This window comes from Streptomyces sp. Ag82_O1-12 (assembly GCF_900182715.1).
In the GTDB taxonomy this organism is placed as follows: domain Bacteria; phylum Actinomycetota; class Actinomycetes; order Streptomycetales; family Streptomycetaceae; genus Streptomyces; species Streptomyces massasporeus.
The window spans coordinates 5,798,931-5,825,238 of the sequence record NZ_FXUW01000001.1 but is presented as its reverse complement, the minus strand read 5'-3'; the positions used below and the strand labels follow the sequence as shown (position 1 = coordinate 5,825,238).

The following is a 26,308-nucleotide window of genomic DNA, read 5'->3' as shown; positions in this document are numbered from 1 at the left end:
TGAATCCCATGACCCCCTCCGCGTCATCCCACCCCACCACCATCAGGACGGTGCTGGCCTGGCACCGCCCGCTCTCGGTCAACGTCGTCCTCATGGCCGCGCTCGTCCTCGTCGCGACGGTCGGTTTGTTCGTCGACGACCGGGTGCTGCTGAACGAATCGGTCTGGGTCAAACCGTGGAAATTCGGCTTCGCCTTCGCCGCCTACTCAGCGACGCTGGCGTGGCTGCTCACGAAACTGACCAAGGCCAGACGGTTCGGCTGGTGGTTCGGTACCGCGTTCGCCGTCTTCGGGACCTTCGACGTGGCGGCGATCGCGCTCGCCGCGGCCCGCGGAACCTTCAGCCACTACAACGCGCAGGAGGACGTGTTCAACCGGCTGGTGCAGACGGTGTTCGAGTACGGAGTGCCGCCCCTGCTGCTGTCGAACCTCGTCATCGGGGTGCTGGTCCTGGTGCAGCGCACCGGTGACCGGGCCCTGTCGTGGGCGCTGCGCGCCGGGCTCGCCCTGTCCACGGTGGGCATGGCGGTCGCGCTGATGCTGATCCCGCTGAGCGACGTCGGGGAGGGGCACACGGTCGGCGACGCCAACGGTGACCAGGTGCCGATGTCCGCCGGCCACGGCATCGGCGACCCGGACGGCACCGGGATGCCGCTCACGAACTGGAGCACGACCGGTGGCGACCTGCGGGTGCCGCACTTCATCGGACTGCACGGCATCCACGTGCTGCTGGCCGTGGTGCTGACGCTGGCCGCGCTGGCCCCGCGCCACGTCTGGCTGCGCGACGAGCGGGTGCGTACGGGACTCGTCGGCGCCGTGGCGCTCGGCTACGGCGGACTGCTCGCGGTCACCACCTGGCAGGCGGCGCGCGGACAGTCGCTGGTGCACCCCGACTCCTCGACGCTGCTGGCCCTTGCGGGCGTCGCCCTCGTGACCGTGGCCGCCGGCCTGGCGGCGGTCGTGAGCGGACGCCGCCGCACGGCACGGGCCCGGCGGGAACTCGCCGCCGCGGCGTGACGCGGCGGACCCGAGGCGCGAAGAGGGCTCCCGGACGTCCGGGAGCCCTCTTCGCGCCTCGGGCGAGCCCGCGTGGAGCGTTCCCGGCATGACGAGACCGCCCGGCGGCCGGCCGGGCGGTCCTGTCACGCTTCGTCTGTGCCGGCACCGTCGCGGACCCGTGCGCACGCGCGGTTTGGGTCCGCGACCGGGCAGCGGAGTCGGCCGCTGCCGCGGCTACTTCAGCATCAGGTGGCGCTGCGGAGTCGAGACGGCCCTGCCGTCCAGAAGGGCCATCCCGAGCGGGGTCACCGAGTGCAGGACGGTGTTGCGCACCCGCCGCGTGGTGATGAGGCCGGACTCGCGCAGGATCGCGGCGTGCTGACTGGCGCACGGCGCCGAGACGCCGAGCCGGTCGGCGAGCTGGGAGGTGGTGCGCGACGCCCGCAGCTCGCGCAGGGCCGCCGCCCTGGTCTGGCCTACCAGGGCGGCCAGACCCTGAGAGGGGAGAGTGGTGTCGTCCCACAGGAGGGCGGACTGCTCGGCGCTGGGCGGCGCGGAGAAGACCAGGACGGCCTGGCCGCGCTCCTCGTCGGTGCGCAGGAGCCGGGCGGGGCGGTGGGCGAGGAACACCGACGGGCAGAGCACCAGGCCCTTTCCGTCGAGGTGTACGTCGCCGTCGGGGCCGTCGTGCAGTTCCAGCACCTGGCCGTCCCAGGCTGCTCTTCGGCCCAGGCCGGCGAGCAGCTGCTCGATGCCGCCCGCCATGACCATGCGGCCCCGGGCGTCGCACTCGGCCTCGCAGTGGGCCAGTACCCGGCCCCAGTACGGGGCGACCGCGGCCCGCCAGAAATCGCCCGGGGTCGTCGCGGACGCCGTCTGGGTTCCGGATTTGGCACGCAGTCGCGTATAGACCTGACGCTGCCATTTTGCGTACAGCGGGCTGACTCCACGGGTGAACAATTCCCGGGCCAGTCGCGCCTCGATTTCCGGTCCCGCGGTGGACTGAAGTCGGGTGCGTGCGAGATCGGCTGTCGTGAAATGAATCCTTTGCAAGATATACCCCCGTTTTGTGCACGACATCAAGTCATGCGTCCGCCCCCACCGGTGAGGCGATGGGGGAAAGGAATGACGCGTCCGGGTGCGGCCCGAGTCAGCTCGAGCGGCCGGTGATCCTGGCGAAGGCGTCGTCAAGTGTGGGGCGCCGCACGGCGAAATCCACGACGGTCACGCCTGCTTTTTCCAAGGCCGTCGCGGCCGCGGCGATACTGCCCATTCCGGCCTCGAGCGGCAGGGAGATGACGCCCTCGTCCAGATCCACGGACGGATCGTCGGTGGTATGGGTCCGCAGGGCGTCGAGGGCGTCGGTGATCGCACCCTCGCCCGCGACCCGGACCTCCAGCCGGTCCGGTCCGACGGACCGCTTCAGCTCGGTGGGAGTGCCCTCGGCGACGACCCGTCCGGTGTCGACGACGGCGACCCGGTCCGCGAGGAAGTCCGCCTCGTCCAGGTACTGGGTGGTCAGCAGGACGGTCATGCCCTCCGCCACCAGACCGCGCACGGCGGTCCACAGGTCCATGCGGCTCACCGGGTCGAGGCCGGTGGTCGGTTCGTCGAGGAACAGCACGGCGGGCGAGGCGACGAGGCAGGCCGCGAGGTCGAGCCGGCGCCGCATGCCGCCGGAGTAGGTCTTCAGAGGCCGGTCGGCGGCGCCGGTCAGGTCGAACTGATCCAGCAGCTCCTCGGCGCGGCGGCGGGCGCCACGACGGCCGAGGTGCAGCAGCACACCGATGAGGGTGAGGTTCTCACGGCCGGTGAGCAGGCCGTCCACGGCCGCGTACTGGCCGGCCAGGCCGATCCGCCGGCGGACCTCCGCCGGCCGGCGGACGACATCGAAGCCGGCCACCTCGGCGTGGCCGCTGTCCGGTGCCAGCAGGGTGCTGAGAATGCGTACGGTGGTGGTCTTGCCTGCGCCGTTCGGGCCGAGCAGCCCGAGGACGGTGCCCTCCGCGACGCTGAGGTCGACGCCGCTGAGGGCCTCATGGTCCTTGAATCGCTTGCCCAGGCCCTCGGCCCGGATCGCGGTTTCCACGTCTGCCGGCCGCGTCGGCGGGTCAGACGCCGAGGCCCGCGGCGGGCTCGCGGAGGCTTCTGGGCCGCATGTCGGTCCAGTGCTCCTCCACGTGGGCCAGAGCGGTCTCCCGGGAGCTCTCCCCCAGGGCCACGTTCCAGCCACCGGGCACGGCGGCGAAGGAGGGCCATACGCTGTACTGGCCCTCGTCGTTGACGAGTACGAGGAACGTGCCGTCCTGGTCGTCGAAGGGGTTGGTCACGTCGCGCTCTCCAAATCTGGGATGCCTGTGGGGGGAGGGCCGTGGCGGGCCCCGATACGACCATGGTGTCGAGGCCCGCTGACACGGCACTGACCGCGTCCTGAAAGCGCGCGTCAGGCGGGCGCGGCCGCCCGGCGGGCCTCCACGAAACGCACGACGTGGTTCACGGTGCGGAAGTTCTCGATGTCGAGGTCCGTCGGATGCACCGTGATGCCGAAGGTCCGCTCGACCCACATGACGAGCTGCACGGCGAACAGCGAGCTGACGCTGCCCGTGGCGAAGATGTCGTGGTCGTCGCCGAGTTCGCCGTCCTGGACGTGCTCGCCGATGAACTGGCGCACGCTCTTGACGATGTCGTCTGTCATCAGGCCCCTGCCTTCTTCCCGGTCTCGACCGGCTCGTACGAATAGAAACCCTGACCGCTCTTGCGGCCGTGGCAGCCCGCGGCGACCAGCTTCCGAAGCAGCGGCGCGGGGGCGAACTTGGGGTCGTTGAAGTTGTCCAGGAGGACCTCCAGCGAGTACATGACGGTGTCCAGGCCGATCAGGTCCGCGGTCTCCAGCGGGCCCATCTGGTGGCCGAGGCACTGCCGGAAGAGACGGTCGATGTCGCGGGCCTGCGCCACGTTGTCCTGCAGCAGGAGGATCGCCTCGTTGACGCTGAGCATCGCGACACGGTTGGTGACGAAGCCCGAGGAGTCCTCGACCACCACGATGTCCTGGCCGGCCGTGCGGAACAGCCCGCGCGTGATCTCGATCGTCTCCGGCGAGGTGTGGAAGCCCCGGATCACCTCCACGAGCTTCTTCAACGGCACCGGGTTCATCAGATGCGTGCCGACCACGCGGTCCGCACGGCCGGTGACCGAGGCCATCCGGGTGATGGGGATGGCCGAGGTGTTCACCCCGAACACGCAGTGCTCCGGGGCCACCGCGTCCATCTCGCGGTACAGCGCGGCCTTGATGTCCCAGTTCTCCGTCACGTTCTCCACGACGAAGTCGGCGTCGGCGAGGCCGTCGAGACCGGTGCGGAACTCGATCCGGGAGAGGATCTCCTCGGGGGTGCTCCTGCCCAGGTCGCGGTCGAGCATCGCGTAGAGCCGGGCGTTCTCCCCGATCAGGTCGCGGGCGCGGGACAGCGCGGCGTCGGTGGTGTCAACGAGCACCACGGAGAGGCCCGCCGCCGCGAAGGCGTGGGCACCCCCGATGCCCATCGTGCCGGCGCCCAGGACGGCCACGCGCCGGATCTGGCTGGTCACAGTCATCGTATTCCCTTGCCCGGTTGTGGTGTGGTGCGGCACCGCTCGGCAAGCGGGGCCGGCCAGTCGGCGACGTCCCATCCGTACTGGCAGAGCACGGCGTAGGTGAACCGCTCCAGGCCGAATCCGACGCAGGCGGAGTACACCGTCGCGCCGTCGGGGCCCTTGATGCCGAAGGCGTCGCCGAAGTGCTTCTCGTGCAGATTGAAGGAGCCGATGGAGATGCTGTCCCCGGGGGCGACGTCCAGGTGGAGCTCGTGCTTGAGTTCCAGCAGACGTTGCGAGGAGACCTGGGCCGCGGTGGCCGCTCCCGCGAAGAACGGGTCGCTCGCCACCTCGCACCGGCCGGCCAGGTCGAGCTCTTCGACCAGCTCGACGGCGCGCCGACGGAACCGGTCGCGGGCCTCGCGGACGAACTCGGCCGTACCGAGGAAGACGGTCTCGCGGATGGTGAAGTCGGAGAGCCGCTCCAGCGTCCGGTGGTAGCGGGACTCGTGCCGGAAGGAGCCGCCCTTGGCGGTCACCACGGTGTTCTCGTCGGGCAGGACGGTCCCGGCGAACTGGTCGAAGGTGTGGTAGCACATGGTGGGCGGCAGGCACCTGTCCACCGGTGCGCAGCGGTGCAGCACCCGGTCGCCGATGGTCTCCCGCGCCCCCACCTCCTCGGCGAAGGTCCGGTAGGTGTCGACGTCTCCGTCGAGCCGGGCGGCGAACATCATGTGCTGCGGGAAGGACGAGAGATAGCCACTGCGGTGCAGCGCGGTGACCGGCAGCAGGGTGGGGTAGCGGTACTCGTGGGCCCCGAACTCCTCGCGGATGATGTCGCGCAGCAGGCCGTCGAGGGCGTCGAGCGCTGCCAGTGCCGGGGCGCCGAGCGCCACCTGCCCGGGCCCGATCTCGTGCACCACACCGTCCGCCAGCAGCCCGGCGAAGGTGTCGGGGCGCGGAGCGCGGTCGGTGGCGGACCGCCACAGCACCTTGGGTGGGGTGGGCAGTTGAGGGCGCACCTCGGTGTCGACGACGTGGCGGAGCTTCTTGCCCAGGGCCTCGGCGTCGACCGGGTGCGAGGTGCTCACCAGGACGGCGTCGACCGCGCCGCCGTCGCCGGGGACGAGTTCGAAGCCGATGATGGCCTCGGAGATGTAGTAGACGCGCCGGTTCAGCTCGTCCAGGTGTGCGCCCGAGACCGGTTCGTCCAGGGCGAGTTCGTAGGAGTGCATGTCGGCCTCTCGTCCCTATGCAGCCGTCGGCAGGCCCATGAGGCCGGCGATGATGGACCGCTGGATGTCCGAGGTGCCGCCGTAGATCGTGCCCGCGAGCACGTCCCGCACCTCCCGCTCGATGCCGAGCTCCTCGGTGTAGCCGCGGGCGCCGTGGATCTGCATGGCGTCGAGCGCGGTGGTCTTCAGGCCCTCGCTGACGTAGAGCTTCAGCATGGACGCCTCCTGCATCGCGAGACGGCCCTGGGAGCGCAGCCAGCCCACCTTGTAGAGCATCAGCCGGGCCAGCTCCAGACGGACCCGCATGTCGGCGACCCGGTGGGAGACGGACTGGAACGCCCCGATGGGACGGCCGAACTGGCGGCGGCGCGCGGCGTAGGCGGCGCAGCGGTCCGTGAGCCGGCTCATCACGCCGACCTGGCTGGCGAACATGAAGCCGCGCTCCCACTCCATGGTGGAGGTGAACAGCTGATACCCGGCGCCCTCGGCGCCCAGGCGCTGGTCCTCGCCGATCACACAGCCGTCGAAGGTGATCTCCCCCATCAGCGTGCCGCGCAGCCCCGCCTTGGGGATGTCACGGGCCGTCAGTCCGGCGGTGGTGGCCGGTACGACGAAGGCGGACAGGGCGCGCTGCGGCGCCACGTCGTCCCCGCCGGTGCGGGCGAACACGATGAACAGGTCGGCGCGCGGGCCGTTGCTGATGAACTTCTTCGTCCCGTTCAGCACGTAGCCGTCACCGTCGCGGACGGCGGTGGTGGTGAGGGAGAGCATGTCGGAGCCGGTGTCGGGTTCCGACAGGGCGTGGGCGCCGACCAGTGAGCCGTCGCAGAGCGCGGGCAACCAGCGGTGGCGCTGCTCCTCGGTGCCGTGGTCGGCGATGTAGACGGCGCAGGCGAAGAGGTGGTTGTTGATCGCGAAGACCAGTCCGTTGTCGACACAGCCTTCACCCAGCGCCTCGTAGGCCATGATCGCGGTCAGCGGGTCCAGACCGCCGCCGCCGTACTCCTTCTTGATCGGCCAGCCCAGTACGCCGAAGTCGGCGCAGGCCTTCCAGCCGGCCTCGTCGAACGTGGCCTCCCGGTCGTGTTCGGCCGCCCGGGCGCCGAGGTCGTCGCGGGCGAACCGGACGACCTTCTCGCGCAGCGCCTGCTGCTCTGGCGTGGGTGCGAAATCCATCAGTCTTCTCCGTGGTCGGGGAGCGAGGTCCAAAGCGGTGGGTGGCTCACACCTCCCACAAGGTCACCGCCCATGCGGCCACCGGGCTGTTGTTGAGCACGAGCACCAGGTCGCCCTGGTCGAGTTCGCCGCTCGCCAGCAGGGCGTCGAGGTTCAGCACCACGTCGGCGGCGCCCAGGTGGCCGTACTCGGCGAGGTGCCGGCCGCACACGGGGTGGATGGGCAGGCCGAGCAGCGAGGTGTAGAAGTCGTACGCGGAGGCGGTGACGTTCTGCATCAGGGTGGTCTTGACCCGGTCCCGGCTCACCCCGGCGTCCGCGAGCACCTGCTCCACCATCGCGCCGAGCCGGCGCGAGCTGAGGGTGGCGAGCTGGAAGCGGTAGCGCGACGTGTCCTGGCACACCTCGCGCCACTCGTACCAGGGCGTTTCCTTGTACTCGACGCGGAACAGGTCGTTGAAGCTGCCGTCGGCCTGCTGGCGATGTGCCCGCAGGACCGGCCGGCCGCCGCGGACCATGGTCATGGCGAACGCGCCGTCTCCGACGACGGTGACCGGGAAGCGGATCCGGTCGACGCCGGTGGGCCGGCTGGCGTGCGCGATGACGATCTGCTCACGGCCGGGGTCGGCGACCAGGAGGTCTCGGGCCAGGGCCCAGGCGGTGCTGGATCCGGTGCAGCCGAGCCCCTCGACGGTGAACGGGAACGCGGAGTCCAGCTTCGCCTCGCTCTGCACGCGGCAGGCGTCCGAGCCCAGCAGCACATCGGGGGCCCGCGGCGCCACCACCAGCAGGGCGTCCGGCTCCCCCGGATGCGCCTCGAACAGTTCCCGGCAGGCCCGCGCGGCGAGGGGTGCCTGCTCGGTCTCCTCGAAGACGCCGACGGTCCGCACCCCGCTGCCCCGGGCGAACTCCGCGGCGGCGGCGTCCAGCATCGCGAACTCGGGGAGGCTCTCGACCGCCACCCGGGTCTCGGGCAGCACGCAGTGGATGGCGCCGATGCCGATGTCCGTGGCGCTGCTCATACGGCGCTCCCCTCGACGGCCCGCTCGGCGGTGAGGGACACCGGCAGTCCGCTGTAGCCGTTGACGAAGTTGGAGTAGAGGCGCTGGGGCGGGCCCTCCAGCCGGATGTCGGCCACCTGGGCGCGCAGCGCGTCGAGCATCGCGTTCACATGGACCCGGCCGAGGAAGGCACCGAGGCAGAAGTGCGGGCCGTGGCCGAAGGCGACGTGCTTGTTGGGCGTGCGGGCCAGGTCGAAGACGTCCGGGTCGGTGAAGACGGTCTCGTCGAAGTTCGCCGAGCTGTTCCAGAGGCTGACCACGTCGCCGGCCCTGATGGTGTGCTCGCGCAGCGGTACGTCCACCAGGGCCCGGCGGCCGAAGTGCATGGCGGGGGTGGTCCAGCGCAGCACCTCCTCGGTGGCGCTGTCCACGTCGACGGTGCCGGTCTTCAGCGCCTTCCACTGCTCGGGGTGTTCGGCGAGGGCGATCAGGCCGCCGGCCGAGGACATCCGGCTGGACTCGTCGCCGCCCAGGATCAGGCTGTAGCAGTTGAAGACGATCTCGTCCTCGCTCAGCGGCTCACCGTCGACGGTGGCCGTGGCGAGGGCGCTGATCACGTCGTCGCCCGGGTGGCGGCGACGGCGCGCGGCCAGGTCGGAGAAGTAGAGCAGGATCTCGTTGCGGGCGAGCAGTTCCTCCATCTCGCTGTCGTCGGCGCTGTGCCGGGAGAGCGTCATGGTGTTCCAGGCGACGAGTTGCTCGCGGTCCTCCAGCGGGATGTCCATCAGGTCGCCGATGGTGTTGATGGGGATGTGGTCGGCCACGTCGGCGACGAAGTCCAGCCGACCGCGGTCGAGGGTCTCGGCGACCAGGGCCCGGGTGCGCCGGTGCACGCCCTCCACCACGGGCTCCAGCACCCGGGGGGAGAAGGACTTGAGCATCAGGTTGCGGATCTCCCGGTGCCGGGTGCCGTCGGTGACGGCCAGCATCTTGCGCGAGGCGGAGTCCTCGCCCTGGAGGAGGGTCGCGAGGACGTTGCCCCGCTCGGAGGTGAATCGCTTGTTGTCGCGGTAGAGGGTGACCACGTCGTCGTAGGTGGAGATCACCCAGAATCCGGGGCCCCGCCCGGTGGGCCGGTGCCGGAAGACGGGCTGCTCGGTGCGGAACCTGCGCCACAGGGCGGGCATGTCCACGTCGAGGAAGGTCTGCGGATCGGTGAGGTCCACCGTGGTCAGGTCGTCCACGGTCTGCCGTGGTTGGGTGGTCATGTGCGTATCTCCAGGGATCAGGCGCCCGCGGTGCGAAAGCGGCGGAGGCTCACCAGTGAGCAGAGGGCGAGGAGCAGGCCCAGGGACACCGCGGCCACCAGCCAGGGGTGGTCGGCGGGGTAGCTGCCGCCGGTGCTCGCGGGGTTGCCCCACAGCCGGCGACAGCACGCGATCACGGCGCTCACCGGATTCCACTCCGCGACCGGCCGGATCAGTGACGGGATGTTCTGCGGGGCCAGGAACGCGTTGGACAGGAAGGGCAGGACGATCACCACGAAGGGCGTGATCACACTGATCGTCTCCACGTTGCGCAGGGTCAGCGCGAACAGCACGCCCAGCCACAGCATCGCGTAGACGAACACGGCGATCAGTGCGAAACCGGCCAGCACCGGCAGCGGACCGGCGTGCGGGCGCCAGCCGAGCAGCAGTCCGGCCGCGGTGACGACGGCCAGGCCCAACAGCCCCACCAGGAGGTCGGCGAGGGTGTGGCCGAAGAGCACCGCGGAGCGGCTGATCGGCAGCGAGCGGAACCGGTCGGTCATGCCGCCGTGCAGGTCCAGCGCGACCGAGATGGCGGTGGGCCCCACGCAGGCCAGGGCCACCTGGACGGCGCCGCCGGCGAAGACGTACTCCCCGTACGTCCCTCCCGCCGGCAGCGTGATGGAGTCCCGGAACAGGTAGCCGAGCATCACCATGCTCACCAGTGGGCTGAGCGCCACGCCGAGCACCCGGGCGGGGGCCCGCCGCAGGTGCCGCAGGCGGCGGCCGGTCACCGCGGCGACCTCCGTGAGGAGGGCCGCCGCGGGGGCGGGCCGGGGGGCGACGGCGGCCGTCATGACCGCCCGCCGTGCTTCTCGGTGTTCCCGGGGTTCTCGGCGTGCAGGCGCGCCAGTTCGGCGGTGACGGCCGGGCCGATCTCCCGCAGGGGCCCGTCGCTCATCATCTCGTCGTGGGTGCAGGCGAGATGACGGACGTCCATCGGCCCGTCGAAGACGGGCTTCCACAGCCCGACCTTGTTCGCCTGCTCGCCGTCGGAGAGCGGGGACTCGGAGACGAAGAGCTGCATCCGCCCGTCATAACGTCCGGGCGCGTATCGGGACTTCAGCGTCTGGTGATGGGCCATCAGGTCGACCATCGCCGCCATCCGCCGCTCCCCCATCCGCGCCAGCGGGCTGTTGTCGCGGCGCAGGGTCTCGAAGATGTCGTGGACGGTCAGGTCCCGGTCGCCGAACTCGGAGCGGTGGTGTCCGATGCCCTCCAGCAGCCAGGCGTAGAGCGACTGTTCCTCGCGGTCGTCCGGCACTCCGGTGCGCGGGTAGGCGTCGAGAACGGAGAGCACTCCGACCTCCTCGCCGGCGGCCCGCAGCTGCACGGCCATCTCGTAGACGATGGTGCCGCCGAAGGACCAGCCGAGCAGGTGGTACGGGCCCGTGGGCCGGACCTTCTTGATCATCCGGATGTAGTCGGTGGCCATCTCCTCGATCGACCCGGGCAGCGGCGCGAAGTCCACCACGCAGGGGGCCTGGATGCCGTAGATCGGGTGCTCGGCGCCGATGTGCCGGGCGAGCGGCAGATACGGCAGGCTGAAACCGACACCGCTGTGCACGCAGAACACCGGCGGCAGACTGCCGGTCGGCCGGATGCACAGCATGGCGCTGAACGGGTCGGCCAGGTCGGGCTCCGCCGGGGGGGCGAGCGCCCGGGACATCACCTCCGCGCCGCTGTGGTGCTCCGGTCCGGCGGTGTCCGTGTCCGGGCCGCCGCGGCAGACCTCCGCGAGTTCCGCCACGCTCTGGTGCACGAAGACATCGGCGACGGTGACCTCGAGGCCCGCCTTGCGTGCCGCGCTGACCAGCAGCAGGGACTTCATGCTGTCCATGCCGGCGTCGAAGACGCTCTGCTCGACCCCGATCCGGGACAGCCCCAGCACCTCGGTGACGATGTCGTGCAGCGCGGACTCGGTCGCGTCGCGCGGTGCGGTCCCGGTCGTGACCCGCGCCGTTTCCGGAGCGGGCAGCGCGGTCCGGTCCACCCGGCCGTCCGCGGTCAGCGGGAGGGCGTCGAGCACCACGAACACCGAGGGCACCATGTACGGGGCGAGCGCGGCACCCGCGGCCCCGGCGAGCGCGGCGGTGTCCACCACGGCCCCTTCGGCGGGCTGCACGTACGCCACCAGCCGGACGTCTCCGGGCCGGTCCTCACGGGCCACCACGGCGGCCCGGCCCACCGCGGCCTGCGACGCCAGCACCGACTCGATCTCGCGTGGGCCGACCCGGAAGCCGCGCACACGCACCTGGTCGTCCGAGCGGCCCACGTGCCGCAGAGCGCCGTCCGCGCCCCACTTCACCAAATCGCCGGTGCGGAACATCCGGGAGCCGGGCGGGCCGTAGGGGCACGCGACGAACCGCTCGGCGGTCGCGGCGGCGGCGCCGGCGTAGCCGCGGGCCAGGCCGTCGCCGGCGAGGTACAGCTCGCCGGTCACGCCGGGTCCGACCGGCCCCAGCCACGGATCCAGCACGTAGGCCCGTACGTTGCCGATCGGCCGGCCCAGCGGCAGGAGGCCGGTCCCGCTGTCCTCACCGGGCTCGATCGTCCGGCTCAGAGCACCGACCGTGGCCTCCGTCGGCCCGAATTCGGTCACCACCCGCGCCCGTGGATGGACTGCGCGCCAGGCGTCCAGCCGGTCGGCCGGCACGGGCTCGTCGGCGAGGACCAGTTCCCCGGTCGGCGAGCAGCCGTCGGGCAGCGCGCCCAGCAGCGCGAGGTGGCTCGGCGTGCCCTTGAGGAACGCGGCTCCGGCCCGTGCCGTCGCGTCGTCCTCGGCGAGTTCGGCCAGGCGCACCGTGCCGCCGGAGACCAGCGGCAGGAACAGACCGGTGACCGAGACGTCGAAGGACAGCGGGGTGGCCAGCAGGGCGGTCTCGCCACCGCAGCGGTAGGTTTCCCGGGCCCAGCTCAGGTAGTTGACCACGGCCCGGTGCTCGACGACGACGCCCCTGGGGCTGCCGCCCGCGGCGGCGGTGTGGATGACGTAGGCCGGGTGCGCGGGGCGCAGGGGCCGCGGACGGTCGGCGTCGTCGATCCGTGCCGCCGACGCGGCGGTCACAGCCGGGCCGTCCAGCACCACCGGGGTCGTTCCGGTGGCCAGCATCCGCCGGGCGAGGCCGCTGGTGGTGACCACCCTGAGCGGCGTGGTCCCGGCGAACATCCGCTTGACGCGCTCGACGGGTTCGTCGGCCTCGACGGGGAGGTAGGCAGCCCCGGTCTTCAGCACGCCGAGCACCGCGACGACCGCGTCCGGCGAGCGGGGCAGCGCGAGTGCCACGACCTGCTCCGGGCCGGCGCCTGCCTCGATCAGGTGCCGGGCGAGCTGATTGGAGCGGGCGTCGAGCTCGGCATAGGTGAGGGAGCCCGACTCGGCCAGGACCGCCGTGGCGTCGGGGGTGCGCGCCGCCTGCGCGGTGAACAGCTCGGGCAGGGTGCTGCCGGGCACGTCACGGGCGGTGTCGTTCCACTCGGTGAGGACCCGGGCTCGCTCGTCCTCGCCCAGCACGTCCAGCGCGCTGAGCCGGGCGTCCGGGTCGGCGGCCACGGCGCGCAGGAGCCGTACGAATCCGTCCGCGATGCGCTCGGCGGTGGCCCGGGTGAACAGGTCGGTGCTGAAACCGAGCAGGCCCCGCATGGAGCCGTCCTCGGGCCACTCCAGCAGCTGGAGGGCGAGGTCGACCTTGATCCGGCCGGACTCGACGAACGTGGGGCGCACCGTCAGGCCGGGCAGCACCAGGGGCGCGTCCTCGTTGTTCTGAAGCGTCAGCAGCACCTGGAACAGGGGGTGCCGGGCCAGCGAACGCGGTGGGTTCAGCGCGTCCACGATCTGCTCGAAGGGCACGTCCTGACGGGAGTAGGCGGCCAGATCGGTCTCCCGGATCCGGGCCAGCAGTTCGGTGAAGGACGGATCGCCCGCGGTGTCGGTGCGCAGTACCAGGGAGTTGACGAAGAAGCCGACCAGATCGCCCAGGGCGTCGTCGGTGCGGCCCGCCACCGAGGTGCCCACCGGGATGTCCGTGCCGGCGCCGAGCCGGGTGAGCAGGGCGGCGAATGCCGCTTGCAGCACCATGAACTCGGTGGCGCCGGCCTGCCGGGCGAGGGCCACCAGCGTGGCGTAGAGCTCGGCGTCCAGGTCGAACATGACCTCGCCGCCGGCGTGGCCGCTGACGGCGGGCCGGGGGAAGTCGGCGGGCAGGGCCAGTTCGTCGGGCAGCCCGGCCAGTGTCTCCTTCCAGTACGCCAGCTGCCCCGAGACGTGGCTGTCGGGGTCGTCGGCGGAGCCGAGCAGCTCCCGCTCCCAGAGCGCGTAGTCGGCGTACTGCACCGGCAGGGGCGCCCAGTCGGGGGCCCGGCCGGCGCACCGGGCGCGGTAGGCGGCGGACAGGTCGCCCAGCAGCGGTGCCATCGACCAGCCGTCGAAGGCGATGTGGTGGAAGACCAGCAGCAGTACGTGTTCGTCCTTGCCGAGGCTGAACAGACGTACCCGCAGGGGTGTCTCGCGGGTCAGGTCGAAGCCGAGGTCGTACTCGGCGGCGAGGGCGGCGTCCAGGGCGTCCTCGGACAGGGCCTGCACCTTCAGCTCCGGGCTGCCGTCGGCGGCGTCCAGCACCCGTAGCGACGGCGTGCCGTCGGCTTCCGGGATCACGGTGCGCAGCACCTCGTGCCGGGTCGCCACGTCCCGCAGTGCCGCCCTCAGGGCGTGGGCGTCGAGCCGTCCGGTGAGCCGGAAGGTCATGGGCGAGTTGTAGGTGCCGGTGGAACGCCCCTCGCGACGGTTGAGGAACCACAGCCGCTGCTGGGCGAAGGACAGCGGCCGGCGGGTGCCCGCGGCGGCCGGTGCCAGGGCCGGCCGGGCCGCTTCGGCGGTGTCCAGCTGCCCGGCCAGGGCGGCCACGGTGCGCGCCTCGAACAGCGCCCGGATGGGCAGTTCCACGCCCAGCGCGGTACGGGCCCGGCTGACCAGCCGGGTCGCCAGCAGCGAGTGGCCCCCGATGTCGAAGAAGTCGTCGTCGATGCTGACCCGGTCCAGACCGAGCACGTCGGCGAAGAGACTGCAGAGGATGTCCTCCACGGGGTTGCGGGGCTCCCGTCCCCGCGACGCCGTGTGCGCGCTCGGCTCGGGCAGCGCCTTGCGGTCGAGCTTGCCCTGGGGGGTCAGGGGCAGCTCGGGCAGGGCCACGACAGCGGCGGGGACCATGTAGTCGGGCAGTTCGGCGGCCAGCCGCTCGCGCAGCCCCTCGGTGACGGCGTCCTCGTCCGTGAGGACGACGTACGCCAGCAGCCGCCGGTCCCCGCCGTCGTCCTCCCGCACGGTGACCGCGGCCTGGGCCACGCCCTCCTGGGCGAGCAGGACGGAGGAGATCTCGCCCAGCTCGATACGGAAACCGCGCAGCTGGACCTGGTCGTCGGCCCGGCCCACGTAGTCCAGTTCACCGTCGCCGCGCCGGCGCACCAGGTCGCCGGTGCGGTACATCCGCTCGCCGGGGGCGCCGTACGGGTCGGCCACGAACCGCTGGGCGGTGAGGCCCGGGCGGCCCAGATAGCCACGGGCGAGTCCGCCGGAGACGTACAGCTCGCCGGTCACGCCGACCGGGGCCGGCAGCAGGGCCGCGTCCAGGACGTACGCACGGTGTGCGGAGGTCGGGCGGCCGATGGGCGGCCGGCCGGTCCCGGTCAGGGGGCCGGCGACCGTCGAACTGACCACGGCCTCGGTCGGGCCGTAGCCGTTGTACAGCCGCACGCTCGGCGCCCAGCGTTCGACGGTCTCGGCGGGAACGGCCTCACCGGCGACCGCGAGGCGCAGATCGGCGGGCAGCGTGCTGTCCTCGGGCAGTCCGCCGACCACCACCGGCGGCAGACCGGCCAGATTGACACGCGCCTTGTTGATGAGGTCGACCAGCGGCCGGCCGGGCGTACGGCACTCCTCGTCGGCGATCACCAGCGTGCCGCCGTTGAGCAGCGCCAGCATGATCTCCCAGACCGACGCGTCGAAGCTGAACGAGGCGAACTGCAGCACCCGGGTGTCGCTGTCCAGCCCGAACCGCTCCACCAGGCTCGCGACCATCCCCAGCAGCCCCTGGTGCGCCACGGAGACGCCCTTGGGCCGCCCGGTGGATCCGGAGGTGTAGATGACGTAGGCGAGGTGGCGGGCGTCCAGGGGGGCCCGGCGCTCGGCGTCGGTGACGTCGTGGGCGTCGTACCGCGCCGGCCCGTCCGCGGCGTCCGCGGCGAGGGTGAGGACGGCCGCCTGCGTGGGGGGAAGGACGGCCGCGATCTCGGGCGTGGTCAGTACGGCGGCCGGGCGGGCGTCGTCCAGCATGTACGCGATGCGGTCCGCGGGGTAGGCCGAGTCGACCGGGAGGTAGCCGGCGCCCGCCTTGAGGACCGCGAGCGCGGCCACGACCATCGTGGCCGAGCGCGGCAGCGCCACCGCGACCAGGTCCTCGGGGCCCACGCCGCGGTCGATCAGCAGGCGGGCCAGTCGGTTGGCCCGGGCGTTGAGCTCCGCGTAGGTCAATTCCTCGTGGCCGTCGACGATCGCGACGGCATGCGGCGCGCGGGCCGCGTGCTCCTCGAAGAGCTCGGTCGCGGGGCGCGACGCGGGCGCCGCCGCCCGGCCGGCCCAGGTGCCGAGCAGGAGCGCGCGCTCGTCCTCGCTCAACGCGTCCACGGTGCTCAGGCGTGCGCCCGGCGCGGCGACGAGCTCTTCCAGGACGTGGACGAAGCGGCTCACGATCCCCTCGACGTCGCGGGCGTCGAAGACGTCGCCGCGGTACTGCGCCTCCAGCCGCAGCCGGTCGCCGGGGAACACGCCGAGCGCGAGCGGGTACTCGGCGATCACCCGGGCCTGCCAGTCGAGCATCTTCAGTCCGGGAAGGTGCTCACCGATGCGGTCCAGCACACCGGTCGGATAGTTGTGGAAGCTCACCACCGTGTCGAACAGCTCGCCCGTTCCCGCGAGTTGCTGCACCTCGGCCAGCCCCAGGTGCTGGTGCGGTTCGAGGGCGAGCTGGCGGGATTGGACGTCGACCAGCATCTCCTCCAGCGTGGTCTGCGGTGCCAGGTTCACCCGCACGGGCAGGGTGTGCATGAAGGAGCCCACCATCTGCTCCACGCCGGGCAGTTCGGCGGGGCGCCCGGAGACGACCGCGCCGAAGGTGACGTCCCGGCGGCCGGTCAGCCGGCCGAGGGCCACCGCCCAGGCGCCCTGCGCGACGGTGTTCATCGTCAGGCCGCGCGTGTGGGCCCACGAGGTCAGCGCCCGTGTCAGGTCCTCGGGCAGCTCCATGGTCCAGGTCTCGGGCAGCGACTCGACGCGGTCGCGGTCGGCGGGGCCGAGCCGGGTGGGCTCGTCCAGTCCGGCCAGTTCCTGCCGCCACGCGGTCCGCGCGGCCTCCTTGTCCTGCGCTCCCGCCCACTGGAGATAGCCGCGCACCGAGGCGACCGGCGGCAGCGCCGAGGTGTCCGCGCCGTTGGACCACAGCGTGACCAGCTCGTGGGCCAGGACCGCCGACAGGGACCAGCCGTCCACCAGGATGTGATGGGCGGTCCACACCACGCGGTGGCGCCGCGGTCCCAGGGTGTGGACGGTGAACCGGGTCAGCGGGGCCTCGGCGACGTCGAACCGGCGCAGCCACTCCTCGTCGGTCAGCCGGACCGACTCCTCCTCGCGGCTGTCCGCCGCGACGTCGGTGAGGTCGATCTCGTGCCAGGGCACCTCGACCGATCCGGGGATCAGCTGCACCGGGTCGCCGACGGCCCGGTCACGGAAGCAGGCCCGCAGGGCGTCGTTGCGCTCCAGCAGTGCCGCCACCGCGCGCCGCAGCGCGCCCTTGTCCAGTGGCCCTTCGATGTCCATGAGGACCTGAAGGGTGTAGGCGTCCATCCCGTGCCGGTCGAACTCCGCCTGGAAGAGCAGGCCGCGCTGCAGCGGGGACAGCGGCAGGATGTCGGTCAGGTCCCCGGCCTCACGCTCGTAGGCTTCGATCTCCGCCTGGCCGACGGTGACCAGCGGGAATTCGGAGGGCGTACGGCCGCCCGCACCGGGCCGCCCGGCGTGTTCGGCCAGCAGGCGCAGGGCGCGGAACCAGCCCTCGGCCAGCTCCCGGACATCCTCCTCGGTCAGCAGGGCGCCGGCGTAGGTCCAGGTCGCCGACAGAACCGGTCCCCCGGGGCGGTCCTCGGTGACCGAGACGACCTCGACGAGGTGGCGCAGCGGGGTGTCCGGGTGGGCGCTCTGGCCGGACGCGCCGGACTCCATGTGCCAGGCCTCGCCCGTGCCGGCGGTGAACCTGCCCAGGTAGTTGAAGCCGATCTGGGGTATCGGCTGCCGGGCGAGCACGCGGGCGGTCTGCGGGTTGACATGCCGCAGCAGGCCGTGACCGAGGCCGTTGCCCGGCACCGCGCGCAGCTGCTCCTTGACGCGCTTGAGCGCCGTGCCGCACCTCGCGCCGGCGTCGGCGGCCCCGTTCCAGTCCAGGGCGCCGACGTCCAGGGCGACCGGGTAGACGCTGGTGAACCAGCCGACGGTACGGGAGAGGTCCGGCTCGCCGGTGATCGGTTCGCGGCCGTGCCCCTCCAGCTCGACGACCGCCGGGGCGGCGGGGGCGCCGCGCCGTCGGGCCCGGTCGGCCAGTGCCAGCGCCAGGCCGGTCAGCAGGACCTCGTCCACTTCGGCGTGGAAGGCCGCCGGAACGGTGGTGAGGAGTGCGGCGGTCTGGTCGGCGGGCAGCTCGACGGTGATCGCGCCGGCGCTCGCGTGAGTGTCGCGGGCCGGGTCGGGGGCGCGGGTGCCGAGCATCGGCTCGCCGGTGCCCGACTGCTCGGTCCACCAGGCGAGTTCACCCGCCCGCCGTGCGGTCCGGGCCTCCTGCGACAGGGCCTGCGCCCAGCCGCGGTAGGAGGTGGCGACCGGGTCGAGCCGCACCGGGCGGCCCGTCGTCACCTGGTTCCACGCCGCTTCCAGGTCGGGCAGCAGGATGCGCCAGGAGACGCCGTCCACGGCCAGGTGGTGGATCACGATCAGCAGGCGCCCGGGCCGTTCCGGGCCGGCGTCGAGGAGCACGGCCTGCACCATCACGCCGTCCTCCGGCCGCAACCGGCCTCGGGCCGCGGCGAGTTCGGCGGGCAGCGGATCGGCGGGAGCGTCGCGGACGTCGACCCGGGTGAGGGCGTCCGCAGCGGACACGGCGCCGGCCGGCAGCGTCTCGAGGGACCAGAGCCCCGGGGCCGGGACGGACAGTCGCATCCGCAGGGTGTCGTGCGTGTCCAGCAGCGCCTGGAGGGCGGTCGTGAGCCGTTCGGTGTCGGTTCCGGCCGGTACGGCGACCGTCACGTACTGGCTGAACTCCCGCGCGGCGGCCGGGTGTCCGGCGAGTTCCTCGCGGAGCTGGTCCACGATCGGGGTGGGCTCGATCTCGCCGACGCCGTCCCGGGCCGCTGTGGGGGTCCGGTCCTCGACGGGCTGCGCGGCCGCCGCGATGGCCGCCGGTGTCCGGTGCAGGAAGACGTCGCGGGACGTGATGGTCAGCCCGGCCTTGCGGGCCCGGCTGACCACCTGGATGGAGCTGATGCTGTCGCCGCCGAGGGCGAAGAAGCTGTCGTCCGGACCGACCGAGGGCAGTCCGAGCACCTCGGCCAGCACCTGGCCGATGATCTGCTCGGCGTGGCTGCGCGGGGCCTCGGGCGTGGCGGAAGCGGCGGCCGGAGCGGCGAAGTCGGGCACCGGAAGGGCCTTGCGGTCCACCTTGCCGTGGGCCGTGAGCGGCAGCCGGTCCAGGGCCACCAGAGCGGCCGGCACCATGTAGCCGGGCAGGACGCGGGCGAGTCCGTCACGGACCGCCTCGGCGCTCGGCGTCTGCTGTCCGGTGCGCTCCCCCGCGGTGTTCTCCGCGTTCCGCTCGGTGTTCTCCGCGTTCCGCTCGGGCACGTAGTAGCCGGTCAGCCGCTTGTGGCCGGCCTGGTCCGCGTCGGCGGTCACGACCGCGTCCGAGACGCCGGGCAGAGCGCGCAGGGCCGCCTCGACCTCGCCCAGCTCGATCCGGTGGCCACGGATCTTGACCTGGTGGTCGCGGCGCTCGATGAAGTCCAGTTGGCCGTCGGCGCGCAGCACCACCCGGTCACCCGTCCGGTACATACGCGCGCCCCGGCCGGCGAACGGGTCGGGCACGAAGGTGGTGGCCGTACGGCCCGGGTCGGCGAGGTAGCCGCGGCCCACGCCGGCACCGCCGATGAAGAGCTCGCCCGGCACTCCCTGCGGCACCGGCCGCAGTTCGTCGCCCAGGACGTAGAGACGGGTGTTGCGCAGCGGCCGGCCGATCGGCACGTACGCGCCGTCGACGGGGTCGCCGTGGCGGACGTAGGCGTGCGTCACGTCGTCCGAGCACTCGGTGGGGCCGTACATGTTGACCAGCGGGATCGCCGGGTAGCGGAGGAACCAGCGGTCGCACAGCTCGGGGGCGAGCGCCTCTCCGTTGGAGATCATCCAGCGCAGACCGGGCAGCCGCGGGGCACTGCCGGTGGTGTCCCAGGCGTCGAGGGTGGCCCGCAGCAGCGAGGGGACAACCTCCAGGACCGTCAGGCCCTCGTCGCCGATGACGCCGAACAGGGCGTCCGGGTCGGCCGCGGTCTCCCGGCTCACGACGCGGATGCGCCCGCCGACCAGCAGGGTGGTCAGCGTCTGCCACACCGTGATGTCGAAGGTGACCGGCGCGTTGTGCACCAGGCTGTCGGCTCGGGTCAGGGACAGTTCCTCGACCTTGGCGAGCAGGTGGTTGATCATGCCGCCGCGCTGCACCATCGCGCCCTTGGGCTTGCCCGTGGATCCGGAGGTGAAGATGACGTACGCAAGGTCGGCGGGACCGCCGATGACCGGCGGCAGGTCCTGCGGTGCGTCCTCGGCGCCGTCCAGGACCAGCAGCCCGAGGCCCGGTCCGGCCTCGGCCGCCAGCCGTTGAGCCAGTTCCCGGTTGGCCGTGTCGGCCACCAGGCAGGTCGCCGAACTGTCGGCGAGCAGCGCGGTCAGCCGGGCGTGCGGCGAGCGCGCGTCGAGCGGCAGGAAGGCACGGCCCGCGCCCAGCACGCCGAGTTCGGCGGTCACGAAGTCCCGTCCGGGCTCGACCAGCAGGGCCACCACACCGGTGCCGGTGAGTCGTCGGGACAGCGCGCCCGCCCGACCGGTCAGCTGGGCGTAGGTCAGGCTGCCCGCGTCGTCGGTGACGGCCACGGCGTCCGGGCGCTCGGCGGCCCGGGCACGGACCCGCTCGACGACCCCCAGATACGGTTCGGGCCGCTCGGGGCCGGTGAGCACGGGGACGAGCCGCGCCTGCTCGCCGGGCGTCAGCAGGTCCAGCGCACCGAGCCGGTCGTCGGCGCCGGCGGTCACGAAACGGTCGAGCCAGGCGATGAACCGCTCGAGGTGGCCACGGGCCTCGGCACGGTCGTAGCGGCTCTCGTTGGCGCTGAGGTCGATGCCGACGCCTGCCGTGCCCTTGTCGGCGACGGTGAACTCCAGGTCGTCCACCAGACCGGTGGACGGGCTCTGCAGCACGGCCTCGCAGGGCCCGATGGTCAGCTTCTCGATCTGCGGCATCATGTTCAGGAACGGGCCGAACGGACGCCGGTCGTCGCTGGCCAGCCCCATCCCGCGCCGCACCTTGCTGACCCGGTACCGCTGGTGCTTGAGGGCGCCGGTGATCTCCTTGTGGGCGGCGGCGAGCAGCTCGCTCCGGGTCGTGCGCGGACCGATCCGCAGCCGCAGCGGCAGGTAGTTGACGACCATGCCGGGGATGTTCTGCAGGGTGCCGCCGACCCGTGCGGTGACCGGCAGCGACAGCATGACCTCGTCCGTCGCGGTCAGCCGCTGGGTGTAGGCGCCGAGCGCGGCGACGAGGACGGTCTGCCAGGTCACCCGGGCGTCCCAGGCCACGGTACGCAGCCGGTCGGCCAGTTCGTCGTCGAGTACGGTCCCCTCGCGAAGGAACGACTGGGCCGGTTCGGCGTCCCGGCGGGCCAGGGTCACCGGTTCCGGGGCGTCGCTGAAGTGGTCCTCCCAGTAGGCCCGGTCGCGCTCCTGGCGGGGAGAGCCTCCGTAGGCCGCCTCCGCTTCGATCAGCGTGCTCAGCGAGGCGAAGCGCCCTTCGTCGAGCGAGGTGCCGGCGGTCATGGCCTCGTAGATGGCGGACAGCCGCTGCCAGTAGATGACGTAGCTGAAGCCGTCGGACACCAGGTGGTGGTTGAGCAGACAGAAGATCGTTCGGTCCGGCTCCAGCGTGAACACGCTGAGGCGGAACAGGGGTGTGTGGCCGCCCACGGTGAAGGGCACCAACAGATCGGCCCGGATGAGGTCGCCCGCGGCGGTCTCGGGGTCGGGGGCGGCGCTGACGTCGGTGACGGTCAGCGGCAGCCCGGCGATGTCCTCGACGACCTGGCGGGGCTCCCCGTCCACCTCGAAGAAGCGGACCCGCAGGCACTCCGACTCCTCGGCGAGCCGGGCCAGCGCGGCCGTGAACCGCTCACGGTCCAGCGGGCCCCGGATGTCCCAGTAGATCGCGGTGTTGTACGTGGCACCACCGCCGGTGAGCTTCTCGTCGAACCAGATGTCCTTCTGGCCAGCGGTGAGCGGCAAGCCGGCCGTCGGCACACGAGTCATTGCATTCCCCTCGGAAAGGTTCACCAGGTCCACGCAGCCGTCCCGGCCGTCGCAGCGCCTTCAGCGCTCGCGGCTCACTCCAGTGGGGGCCACTCATGAAGCGCCGCCCCTCCGTTCCGGCTGGCGGAACGGAGGGGCCGGCGATGTTCTAGATGGTGGTCGAGCACGCTGACAGCGCACTGACCGAGACCTGACGGTCAGCCGCAACCGCCGGCGTGGCCGTCGTCGGCCGAGCGGCCGACGCCCACCGCACCGGCGGTGGCGGGGGCCAGGGACGCCGCCGAGGGCGCCCGGGTGCGCAGGTGTTCCACGAAGGCGTCCATCCGGTCGAGCCCCCAGAAGCGGGTGAACCCCTGCACGAAGAACGGCACCCCGAACACACCGTCCGTGCATACGTCCATCAGGATGTCCGCGCCGCGCTCGCGCAGCTCGGGGTCCGCCTCGGCCCGGGAGATCACCTCGGGGTGGATCCCCAGTTCGCAGCCGATGTCCGCGATGGTGGCCGGGTCGCAGATGTTGCGCCCCTCGCCGAACCGGGCGCGGTAGACCGCGGCGATGTAGTCGTGCCCCCGGCCCTCCCGGGCCGCCACCAGGTAACCCAGGTGCGGCACTTCCCAGACCGGGTCGACGTCCACCGGCCAGTTCACGGTGATGCCGCGGGCCTTGGTGATCCGGCCGACGTCCTGGAGGACGTACCGGTTCTTCTCCCTCGACATCTCCGAGTACGGGAACCGTCCGCCGCGTTCGCGCAGCATCCGCGCGCTGAGGTCGTCCGGTTCGAAGAACGGCAGCCACTCCAGCCGTTCCACCAGGTCCTTGTGGTGCTCCATCAGGTCCTGGTAGGCGAGCCAGGAGTACGGGCTGCGCAGTGAGAAGTAGAAGCGCGGGGTCTTGTTCTTGGGCATGCTGCTCCTTGCCGGGTCAGGTGTCCTGCCTGGTCAGACGACGAGGCCGCCGTCGACGCCGAAGACCTGTCCGGTGACGTAGGCGGCCCGGTCGGAGGCCAGGAACGACACCAGGTCCGCCACCTCGCCGGGGCGGCCCAAGCGGCCGAGGGGGATGCGCTCGGTCATCGTCCGGGTGTGCTCGGGCGCGAGCCCGGAGAGCATGTCGGTGTCGATGAAGCCCGGCGCCACGGCGTTGACGCGCACCCCGTAGCGCCCGGACTCCTTGGCCAGCGCCTTGGTGAAGCCGATGATCCCGGCCTTGGACGCCGAGTAATTGGTCTGGGTCGCGTTGCCGTATACGCCCGCGACCGACGACATCGTGACGACGGTGCCCGCCCGGCGCTTCATCATGGAGAAGACGGCGGCCTTGCACAGGTGGTAGGTGCCGTCCAGGTTGGTGCGCAGGACGGCGTCCCAGTCCTCCTCGGGCAGCATCACGAGCGGGTTGTCGCGGACGATGCCCGCGCAGGAGACCGCCGCGTGCAGCGGGCCGAGAGCGTCCTCCGTGGCCCGTACGAAGTCCCGCACCGCCCGGGCGTCGGCGACGTCGACGCGGGCGGTGAACACGGCGGCACCCTCCTTTTCGGCCTCCTGGGCCGCCGACTGCGCGGCCTCCTCGTCGGACCGGTAGCAGAACGCGACGTCGAAGCCGTCCCGCGCGAGTTGCGTGACCACGTGCCGCCCGATGCCCCGGGAGCCCCCGGTCACCAGCGCCACCCTGCGGGCGTTCGTCTCCACTCAGTTCTCCTCGTTCGTCGCGGCGGCGAGCAGCGCGCAGCCGACCGTGCCGTCCCGGTCGACCGCCGTCACGAGGGCGAGCGCGCCGGGTGGGGTTTCCTCGTCGTCGAGCACCGACAGCACCGCCGCGAGTTGCAGGCTCGCGGTCGCGGCCGAGGTGTCGCCCAGCAGTGCGCGGTTGCCGAGCGGGGCGGGCGCGGTCGGGCCGAGCACCGCCCTGATCGCGGCCTCCTCGACGCCGGCCAGGCTTCCGCCGGTGTCCGCCACCGCCACCACACGCACGTCGTCGGCGCGGGCGCCGACCTGCTTCAGGGCGCCGCGGACGCACTCCGCCAGGGCCTCCTGGGCGTCACCCGGTTCGGCGAAGGCACGGAATCCGGTGGTCAGCAGACGGGCTCGCACCGGCCGGCCGGCGGCCCGGGCGTCCTCTTCGGTCTCCAACAGGAACACCGCGGCGCCCTCGCCCAGCGGGGACGTCCGGTCGTCGTCGTCCCGGCCGTGCCATTCCAGCCAAGCCCGCTGCACGGAGTACTCCTCGGCCGCGCCGCACAGCACCCGCGCGCAGTGGCCGCCGCGGTGCAGCCGCGTGGCGTAGCTCAGTGCGGTCAGCCCGGTCAGACGGCCGCCGGCGATGGTGGTGTTGGGTCCTTTGATGCCGTGCCAGATGGCGCTCTGTCCGGCGGCCCGGTTCATCACCGTGTTCGGGAAGCGGGCCGGGTCGACGTGGTACGGGCGCTCCCCCTCCAGCGAGTCGCGCGTGAAATCCATGATGCTCTGCACGCTGCCCGAGCCGGTGCCCAGCACCAGCCCGGTCTCCTCGGGCCGTGAGGTCAGCTCCGGTCCGCCGTCGGCCAGCAGGAGGCCGACGGCGGTCACCGCGAGGGCGGTGACCCGGTCCATGGTGCGGGTGCCCTTGCGGCCGATGTGTTCGGTGACGTCGAAGTCCGGTACCGGCGCGCCCTCGGTGAACGGTCCCGGGTGGGTCGCCGGGTCGAGGGCGCCGATCGCGCCGCGGCCGGCCCGGATCCCGGTGCGGAAGGCCTCGCTGCCCACTCCGTACGGGGACACCGCCGACCATGTGGAGAAGACCAGTTCGGACATCAGGCGGCCTCCCGGTGCCGGCCCAGGATGAGCACGGCGTTGTTGCCCGCGAAGGCGAGCGCGTTGTTCTGCACCACGGACAGTTCGGCGGTCCGCGCCTCATTGGGCACGCAGTCGAGACCGCAGTCCGGGTCGGTCTCCCGGTGGTTGATGGTGGGCGGGATGAAACCCTCGGCGATGGCCAGGGCGCAGGCGGCCGAGCCCAGGGCACTCGCCGCGCCCATGCTGTGGCCGACCATCGACTTGATGGAGACGGTGGGCGGCGGGGTGTCGAAGACCTGGCGGATGGCGCCCGCCTCGGTGACGTCGTTGGCCTTGGTGCCCGTACCGTGGGCCGAGATGAAGTCGACGTCCGCCGTGCTGATTCCGGCGTTGCGGTGGGCCAGTGCCATGCAGCGGGCGAGGCTGTCCTGGTCGGGCGCGACGGGGTGGTGGGCGTCGCAGGTGAGCCCGTACCCGAGGATCTCGGCGTAGATGCGGGCGCCTCGGGCCCGGGCGGAGTCCAGGCTCTCCATCATGAGGATGCCCGCGCCCTCGCCGGTGAGGATGCCCTTGCGGTCCCGGTCGAAGGGCTGGCACACCTCGGGGGCGATGGTGCCCAGCCGGTAGAAGCCGGCGAAGGTCTTGCGGCACACGGCGTCGGCCCCGCCGCACAGGGCCACGTCGACGTCGCCGGCCCGGATGGCGTCGTAGCCGCTGCCGATGGCGTAGTTGCCGGCTGCGCAGGCGGTGGGGATGGTCAGGGCCTCGACGTCGGTCAGCCCGAGCTCGCGGACGATGCTCGAGGACAGTCGGGCGGCGTGGGCCCGGCGTACCACCCCGGGGGTGAGGTGCTCCGGGCCCTTGTCCAGCTGTTCGCCGACCAGCAGGTCGAGGTCGCGGGACTCGGCGTCCGTGGTGCCGACGGACACCATGGACCGCCGGCCGCGCAGTGCCTCCGGGTCGATCCCCGCGTCGGCGACGGCCATGTTGGCCGCCGCCACGGAGAACTGGGTCGCCCGGCCCAGTTCGTCCGGTTCCCAGGTGCGGATCCATTCCGCCGGGTCGAAGTCGGTGACCTCGCACCCGTAGGAGTGCGCGAAGCCGGTGGTGTCGAAGGCCGTGATGGGTTTGGCCCCGCTGCGTCCGGCCCGCAGACCGGCCAGGAACTCCTCGACGCCGAGGCCGATGCTGGTGACCAGGCCGAGTCCGGTGATCACCACCCGGCGCGGCCGCTGATCTGTGTCGTACACCCTGTACTCCAGTCCCTCACGCCCGGCCCGGGCGGCCCCCGGCCGGACAGCGCCGGCTACTTGGCGGCCACGGCCTCGTCGACGACGGTGACCACGGCATCGAGGTTGACCATGCGGGGCAGCACGCTCTGGTCGAGGTCGATCCCGTACGTCCGCTCGAGGGTGGAGAGGATCTCGATGGCGCCCATCGAGTCGGCCTCGTGATCCTCCTTGAACCGGCTGTTGCCGGTCATGTCGGACGGTTCGATCTCGAGGATGTCGCAGATGATGCCCTTGATCTGGGCATGCCGTTCGGCGCTGGTGGCTGCTGTAGTCATGCCACGATGCTGGAGCACGCGGCTGACAG

Annotated in this window: 17 protein-coding genes; 1 reads left to right on the top strand and 16 read right to left on the bottom strand. The window is 72.3% G+C overall.

All coding sequences use genetic code 11. The features are described from left to right. Positions 1-8: 8 nt before the first annotated feature. Positions 9-1,016 (top strand): hypothetical protein, encoded by a 1,008-nt coding sequence (locus tag QOL88_RS26850; protein WP_097220507.1) that lies wholly within the window; start codon positions 9-11, stop codon positions 1,014-1,016. Positions 1,017-1,232: 216 nt separating this feature from the next. Here QOL88_RS26850 and QOL88_RS26845 read toward each other — a convergent pair whose 3' ends face one another. The 16 genes from QOL88_RS26845 to QOL88_RS26770 all read right to left on the bottom strand — a co-directional run bounded on the left by QOL88_RS26845 (position 1,233) and on the right by QOL88_RS26770 (position 26,279). Continuing rightward, on the bottom strand, positions 1,233-1,958 hold the full coding sequence (locus tag QOL88_RS26845; protein ID WP_257027903.1) for an ArsR/SmtB family transcription factor: 726 nt from the start codon (positions 1,956-1,958) through the stop codon (positions 1,233-1,235). A gap of 190 nt (positions 1,959-2,148) precedes the next feature. Then, the gene (locus QOL88_RS26840) at positions 2,149-3,087 is read right to left on the bottom strand and encodes an ATP-binding cassette domain-containing protein (protein ID WP_097220504.1); all 939 of its coding nucleotides are present in this window, start codon (positions 3,085-3,087) and stop codon (positions 2,149-2,151) included. 22 nt (positions 3,088-3,109) lie between these two features. Next, a complete protein-coding gene (locus tag QOL88_RS26835) occupies positions 3,110-3,328 on the bottom strand; it encodes an MbtH family protein (RefSeq protein WP_031108466.1) in 219 nt (72 codons plus the stop codon). 113 nt (positions 3,329-3,441) lie between these two features. Continuing rightward, positions 3,442-3,693 carry an acyl carrier protein gene (locus QOL88_RS26830; RefSeq protein WP_097220501.1) on the bottom strand — a complete coding sequence of 84 codons (252 nt, stop codon included), beginning with the start codon at positions 3,691-3,693 and terminating at the stop codon, positions 3,442-3,444. Continuing rightward, the gene (locus tag QOL88_RS26825; protein WP_097220499.1) at positions 3,693-4,589 is read right to left on the bottom strand and encodes a 3-hydroxyacyl-CoA dehydrogenase family protein; all 897 of its coding nucleotides are present in this window, start codon (positions 4,587-4,589) and stop codon (positions 3,693-3,695) included. Before QOL88_RS26825 ends, QOL88_RS26830 begins: the two co-directional genes overlap by 1 nt. Beyond that, on the bottom strand, positions 4,586-5,803 hold the full coding sequence (locus QOL88_RS26820) for a class-II aminoacyl-tRNA synthetase family protein (RefSeq protein WP_097220496.1): 1,218 nt from the start codon (positions 5,801-5,803) through the stop codon (positions 4,586-4,588). The genes QOL88_RS26825 and QOL88_RS26820 overlap by 4 nt, the downstream gene beginning before the upstream one ends. A gap of 15 nt (positions 5,804-5,818) precedes the next feature. Continuing rightward, positions 5,819-6,979, bottom strand: coding sequence for an acyl-CoA dehydrogenase family protein (locus tag QOL88_RS26815; RefSeq protein ID WP_097220481.1), 1,161 nt, complete (start codon positions 6,977-6,979; stop codon positions 5,819-5,821). Between the two features lie 46 nt (positions 6,980-7,025). Then, a complete protein-coding gene (locus QOL88_RS26810; RefSeq protein ID WP_097220478.1) occupies positions 7,026-8,000 on the bottom strand; it encodes a 3-oxoacyl-[acyl-carrier-protein] synthase III C-terminal domain-containing protein in 975 nt (324 codons plus the stop codon). Beyond that, positions 7,997-9,247, bottom strand: coding sequence for a cytochrome P450 (locus QOL88_RS26805; protein ID WP_097220474.1), 1,251 nt, complete (start codon positions 9,245-9,247; stop codon positions 7,997-7,999). Before QOL88_RS26805 ends, QOL88_RS26810 begins: the two co-directional genes overlap by 4 nt. 17 nt (positions 9,248-9,264) lie before the next feature. After that, entirely contained in the window at positions 9,265-10,083 is an 819-nt protein-coding gene (locus QOL88_RS26800) for an ABC transporter permease (RefSeq protein ID WP_283445908.1), read from the bottom strand. After that, the gene (locus QOL88_RS26795; protein ID WP_097220468.1) at positions 10,080-21,944 is read right to left on the bottom strand and encodes a non-ribosomal peptide synthetase; all 11,865 of its coding nucleotides are present in this window, start codon (positions 21,942-21,944) and stop codon (positions 10,080-10,082) included. The genes QOL88_RS26800 and QOL88_RS26795 overlap by 4 nt, the downstream gene beginning before the upstream one ends. A 197-nt stretch (positions 21,945-22,141) precedes the next feature. Then, a complete protein-coding gene (locus tag QOL88_RS26790; protein ID WP_097220464.1) occupies positions 22,142-22,849 on the bottom strand; it encodes a 2-hydroxychromene-2-carboxylate isomerase in 708 nt (235 codons plus the stop codon). A 33-nt stretch (positions 22,850-22,882) separates the two neighbouring features. Further along, positions 22,883-23,629, bottom strand: coding sequence for a 3-oxoacyl-ACP reductase FabG (gene fabG, locus QOL88_RS26785; RefSeq protein WP_097220461.1), 747 nt, complete (start codon positions 23,627-23,629; stop codon positions 22,883-22,885). Continuing rightward, positions 23,630-24,730 (bottom strand): beta-ketoacyl synthase N-terminal-like domain-containing protein, encoded by a 1,101-nt coding sequence (locus QOL88_RS26780; protein ID WP_097220458.1) that lies wholly within the window; start codon positions 24,728-24,730, stop codon positions 23,630-23,632. Then, the gene (locus QOL88_RS26775) at positions 24,730-25,962 is read right to left on the bottom strand and encodes a beta-ketoacyl-[acyl-carrier-protein] synthase family protein (RefSeq protein WP_031106513.1); all 1,233 of its coding nucleotides are present in this window, start codon (positions 25,960-25,962) and stop codon (positions 24,730-24,732) included. Before QOL88_RS26775 ends, QOL88_RS26780 begins: the two co-directional genes overlap by 1 nt. A 56-nt stretch (positions 25,963-26,018) precedes the next feature. Next, positions 26,019-26,279, bottom strand: a complete 261-nt coding sequence (locus QOL88_RS26770) for an acyl carrier protein (RefSeq protein ID WP_031106514.1) — start codon at positions 26,277-26,279, stop codon at positions 26,019-26,021. Positions 26,280-26,308: the final 29 nt, after the last annotated feature.

Bases quoted from the DNA above. Each gene is read 5' to 3' on its own strand.
- QOL88_RS26790 (WP_097220464.1), bottom strand. From the start codon at position 22,849: ATGCCCAAGAACAAGACCCCGCGCTTCTACTTCTCACTGCGCAGCCCG.
- QOL88_RS26795 (WP_097220468.1), bottom strand. From the start codon at position 21,944: ATGACTCGTGTGCCGACGGCCGGCTTGCCGCTCACCGCTGGCCAGAAG.
- QOL88_RS26805 (WP_097220474.1), bottom strand. From the start codon at position 9,247: ATGACCACCCAACCACGGCAGACCGTGGACGACCTGACCACGGTGGAC.
- QOL88_RS26810 (WP_097220478.1), bottom strand. From the start codon at position 8,000: ATGAGCAGCGCCACGGACATCGGCATCGGCGCCATCCACTGCGTGCTG.
- QOL88_RS26800 (WP_283445908.1), bottom strand. From the start codon at position 10,083: ATGACGGCCGCCGTCGCCCCCCGGCCCGCCCCCGCGGCGGCCCTCCTC.
- QOL88_RS26780 (WP_097220458.1), bottom strand. From the start codon at position 24,730: ATGTCCGAACTGGTCTTCTCCACATGGTCGGCGGTGTCCCCGTACGGA.
- QOL88_RS26820 (WP_097220496.1), bottom strand. From the start codon at position 5,803: ATGCACTCCTACGAACTCGCCCTGGACGAACCGGTCTCGGGCGCACAC.
- QOL88_RS26830 (WP_097220501.1), bottom strand. From the start codon at position 3,693: ATGACAGACGACATCGTCAAGAGCGTGCGCCAGTTCATCGGCGAGCAC.
- QOL88_RS26770 (WP_031106514.1), bottom strand. From the start codon at position 26,279: ATGACTACAGCAGCCACCAGCGCCGAACGGCATGCCCAGATCAAGGGC.
- QOL88_RS26815 (WP_097220481.1), bottom strand. From the start codon at position 6,979: ATGGATTTCGCACCCACGCCAGAGCAGCAGGCGCTGCGCGAGAAGGTC.
- QOL88_RS26850 (WP_097220507.1), top strand. From the start codon at position 9: ATGACCCCCTCCGCGTCATCCCACCCCACCACCATCAGGACGGTGCTG.
- QOL88_RS26825 (WP_097220499.1), bottom strand. From the start codon at position 4,589: ATGACTGTGACCAGCCAGATCCGGCGCGTGGCCGTCCTGGGCGCCGGC.